This window comes from Leisingera sp. F5 (genome assembly GCF_001593695.1).
In genome coordinates this window covers 1-4,481 of record NZ_LUKH01000165.1, presented here as the reverse complement: position 1 = coordinate 4,481, position 4,481 = coordinate 1, and the positions used below count along the sequence as shown (strand labels likewise).

Genomic DNA, 4,481 nt, shown 5'->3' with positions numbered 1-4,481 from the left:
ATGACCGCCTTCTCATCATCGACTTTGGCAGCCAGGTCACGCAGCTGATTGCACGCCGCCTGCGCGAGCTGAACGTCTATTGCGAAATCCACCCCTATCAGAATGTCACCATGGAGTTTGTGCGCGAGCTGGCGCCCAAGGCTGTGATCTTCTCGGGCGGGCCGGACAGCGTGACCCGCGAAGGGTCGCCGCGTGCGCCGCAGGAGATTTTCGACTATGGCGTGCCGATCCTGGGCATCTGCTATGGCCAGCAGGTGATGATGCACCAGCTGGGCGGCAAGGTGGAAAGCGGCCACGGCACCGCCGAATTCGGCCGCGCCTTTGTGACCCCCACCGTGGAGACACCGCCGCTGCTGGAAGGCTGGTTTGCCAACGACAGCGACCGCGAGCAGGTCTGGATGTCGCACGGCGACCACGTCAGCAAGATCGCACCGGGGTTTGAGGTCTACGGCACCTCTCCCAACGCGCCTTATGCCATCACCGCCGATGTCAGCCGCAATTTCTATGCGGTGCAGTTCCACCCGGAAGTGCATCACACACCGAACGGCGCCAAGCTCTATGAAAATTTTGTGCGCCTGGCGGGTTTCAGCGGCGACTGGACCATGGGCGCCTACCGCGAACAGATGATCGAAAAGATCCGCGAACAGGTTGGCGACAAGCAGGTGATCTGCGGATTGTCCGGCGGTGTAGATTCCTCAGTTGCGGCGATCCTGATCCACGAAGCGATCGGCGACCAGCTGACCTGTGTGTTTGTCGATCACGGGCTGTTGCGCAAAAACGAGGCGGAAGAAGTCGTCGCCATGTTCCGCGACAACTATAACATTCAGCTGATCCACGCGGATGAGCAGGAGTTGTTCCTGGGTGAGCTGGACGGCCAAAGCGACCCGGAAACCAAACGCAAGATCATCGGCAAGCTGTTCATCGACGTGTTCCAGAAACACGCCAACACGATTGAGGGCGCCGAGTTCCTGGCGCAGGGCACCCTGTACCCGGATGTGATTGAATCGGTGTCCTTCTCGGGCGGCCCGTCAGTCACCATCAAGTCGCACCACAACGTGGGCGGCCTGCCGGAGAAGATGGGGCTGAAACTGGTGGAACCCCTGCGCGAGCTGTTCAAGGACGAAGTCCGCGCATTGGGCCGCGAACTGGGCCTGCCTGCAAGCTTTATTGGCCGTCACCCCTTCCCCGGACCGGGGCTGGCAATCCGCTGCCCGGGCGAGATCACCCGCGAAAAGCTGGAGATCCTGCGCGAGGCCGATGCGATCTATATCGACCAGATCCGCAAGCACGGTCTATATGACGATATCTGGCAGGCTTTTGTGGCAATCCTGCCGGTCCGCACCGTGGGCGTGATGGGCGACGGTCGCACCTATGATTTTGCCTGCGCCCTGCGCGCGGTGACCTCGGTCGATGGCATGACAGCCGATTACTACCCCTTCAGCCATGAATTCCTGGGCGAAACCGCCACAAGAATCATCAATGAGGTCAAGGGCATCAACCGCTGCACCTATGACATCACCTCGAAGCCGCCCGGCACCATCGAGTGGGAATGATCTGAAAGACCTTCAGCCCCGGCCCCTGCGGCCGGGGTTTTTATTTGGCCGCGGCAAACGCCTTTGCCGCTAAATTGACTGATCTGGTTAACCAATCTGTCAGGCATTTTTGAAATATTCCCCCAAACACTGCCGGTTTGGAGAATCCAATGATCATTTGCCACCCGTTGAAACTCATCTTCATTAAGACCAAGAAGGTCGGCGGCACGTCGTTTGAGATCGCCCTGTCCAGCTTCTGCGACGAGGACAGTGTTATCACACCGATTTCCGTGGAAGACGAAGATGCCCGTGCCAGCCTGGGCTATTGCGGCGCACAGAATTTTGAGAGCCAGAAATGGCCGGACGGGTCACAGAGTCTGGAGTCCTTCCATAATCACATGCCCGCGCCCCAGGTCAAAGCACGGATTCCGCAGGATATCTGGGACAGCTACACCAAAGTCACGATCTGGCGCGACCCGTTTGACGTCGCGATTTCCAGGTATTTTTGGGAAGGCGGTGAAGGGACCGGAGCTGACTTCGGCCAGTTCGTAAGTCTTTGCCGAAGCACTTTGGCTGATAATCCGCGCATTGCACCGCTGGACGGCCCCGGCGCGCTGGACGTTTATCTGCGCTATGAGCACTTGGAAGAAGACATCGCAGCGCTTGGCATTGACGGGCTTTGGGATCGGTTTTCCAACCTGCGGGCCAAGGGCGCAAAGCGCCCGCAGTCCGGTACCGAACCGGCAGCCATGTTCCGCAAATTTCCAATGGCCGCGGATGTTATTGAGGAACAATGTTCCGCTGAGATCCGGAAGTTCGGCTATCAGCGCCCAGCTGCCGTTCCTGCCGCTGCTGCCTCGTTGCCAGAGACCAAACAGACCGGCAAGCGCGACTTCATCTTCACCTTGTCCGCCGGACGTACCGGCACGGCCTGGCTGGCTCAATTCCTTAAGGACAATCTGCAGATCAATTCAGTTCATGAGCCTTTGGGGGTAGAAGATTTCGGCAAGGCAATGCCCGAAATCCGCCATATGCGCAGTTTCAACACCCTCGGCATGGACGGAATGATGTGGGACTTCTGGCAAAAAAAACTTGCGTCCCTGCAAGCGCCCTATGCAGAATCCAACCACACTCTGGGCAAATGCGGACTGATTGAGGCGCTGGCAGACAGTAGCATTTGCAACCGGACAACGGTGATCATCTTGCGCCGCGACCTGGCCAAGCAATGCGCCAGCTATGTAGGCCGCAATGACTTCCAGAACATTACAATCCCCTGGCAGTGGTATCTGGACATGAGCTACGCCAATGCCATTGTGACGCCTTCCGCTTTCCGGCAGTTGGGCCAGATCGGCTGGGCGCTCTGGTATGCGCTGGAGATGGAGGCGCGCTACGCCTACTACCTGCTGAAGTTCGGGCAGCAGATCAACTTTGTTGAAACCACACTGGAAGAGGCCACCAAACCGGAAGGCGCCGCCCGCCTGCTGGCGGCATTGGGTCACTCCGGCCAGCCGGTGCTGCCGGAGAAAAAGAATGCCACCAGGACACAATCAGAAGTGACTGAGGCCTTGACTGATGAAATCCGCACGCTTTTGAAACGGGTGGATTTTGACCCGGTGGCATTGGCGTCATCATACATCAATTCAGGGCGTTCCCTGGAGGCGCCGGCCTTGCGCCGCAAGGCAGCCTGACACCAAACGCCCGGCCGGCTCCGGCACGTCCGGACGCTTTCCCAGCCCGCGCCGGATCAGCCGTATCCGGCGCGGGCTGCACTTGACCTCAGCGGGTTTTCCCCTTCTCCTCACGCGGATTAGGCAACGGGGCAATCATGGCACAAGGTGAAGCACGCGCGGGACTGGCCGCGCTATGGATGATCGGCGCCATTGTCTCGTTTTCCGCCATGGCGATTGCAGGGCGCGAAGCCGGTTTGACGCTGGATACCTTCGAGATCATGACCTACCGCAGCCTGGTCGGGGTGATCATCGTGGTGGCGCTGCTGACGGCGACGGGCAAATGGCATCAGGTCAGCCGGGCGCGGCTGGGCGTTCACGCTGTGCGCAATCTTTTCCATTTCACCGGCCAGAACCTGTGGTTCCTGGCGGTGACACTGATCCCGCTGGCCCAGGTCTTTGCCTTGGAGTTCACCTCGCCGCTGTGGGTGATTATCCTGTCGCCGCTGCTGCTGGGGGAAGTGCTGACCCGGCGCCGGATGCTGGCGGCGGCGATCGGCTTTGCCGGCATCCTGATCGTGGCCCGCCCCAGCCCGGACACCCTGAGCCTGGGGATCGGGGCCGCAGCCAGCTGCGCGATCTTCTTTGCCCTCACCGCGATCCTGACCAAGCGGCTGACCCGGCACGAAACAACTGCCTCAATTCTGTTCTGGCTCACCGCCATGCAGCTGGTGATGGGCCTGCTGGCGGCAGGCTGGGACGGCGACATGGCCTTGCCGGGCGCCACCACCCTGCCCTGGCTGGTGCTGATCGGCATTGCCGGGCTGACCGCGCATTTTTGCCTAACCACCGCGCTGTCACTGGCGCCAGCCAGCGTGGTGGTGCCGGTGGATTTCGCCCGCCTGCCCGCCATCGCCATTCTGGGCATGGTGATCTATGGCGAAGCGCTGGATGCCTGGGTGCTGAGCGGTGCCGCTATCATCTGCATTGCAAATTACCTTAATATAGTTGCGAAGCGGTCCCCTGAAACCCTTGGGAATTGATCGAATCCGGCAAGTTGCCGTGCGGTTAATGTTGATTTGCGGAATTCGGCCCGATTACGTTTGCGTAAAGCGGCCCTTACAGGCCGCAATTCAGGGAGGAAAAATGAAACGCTATCTTGCAACGTCGGCGGCATTGGCGCTGGCATCGGGTTCTGCCATGGCAAGCGGTCTTGACCGCACCGGCCAGCCGATCGGCATCATCTTCGAAGAAGGCACTTATGCAGAATTCTCAGTCGCGA

3 protein-coding genes and 1 pseudogene are annotated in these 4,481 nt (G+C 59.8%); all 4 read left to right on the top strand.

Going from position 1 to position 4,481, the window contains the following annotated elements:
- Window positions 1–1,553, top strand: a 1,553-nt coding sequence (guaA, locus tag A2I95_RS26455) for a glutamine-hydrolyzing GMP synthase (RefSeq protein WP_291734707.1), incomplete at its 5' end; no start/stop codon positions are given.
- Window positions 1,554–1,702: 149 nt separating this feature from the next.
- The gene (locus A2I95_RS26450; protein WP_291734705.1) at window positions 1,703–3,220 is read left to right on the top strand and encodes a hypothetical protein; all 1,518 of its coding nucleotides are present in this window, start codon (window positions 1,703–1,705) and stop codon (window positions 3,218–3,220) included.
- Between the two features lie 137 nt (window positions 3,221–3,357).
- A complete protein-coding gene (locus A2I95_RS26445; RefSeq protein WP_291734703.1) occupies window positions 3,358–4,242 on the top strand; it encodes a DMT family transporter in 885 nt (294 codons plus the stop codon).
- 103 nt (window positions 4,243–4,345) lie between these two features.
- Window positions 4,346–4,481, top strand: a pseudogene (locus A2I95_RS42630) (aromatic hydrocarbon degradation protein); the annotation flags it as partial.

Excerpts from the sequence above, each read along its gene's own strand:
- A2I95_RS26450 (WP_291734705.1), top strand. The coding sequence starts at position 1,703 with ATGATCATTTGCCACCCGTTGAAACTCATCTTCATTAAGACCAAGAAG.
- A2I95_RS26445 (WP_291734703.1), top strand. The coding sequence starts at position 3,358 with ATGGCACAAGGTGAAGCACGCGCGGGACTGGCCGCGCTATGGATGATC.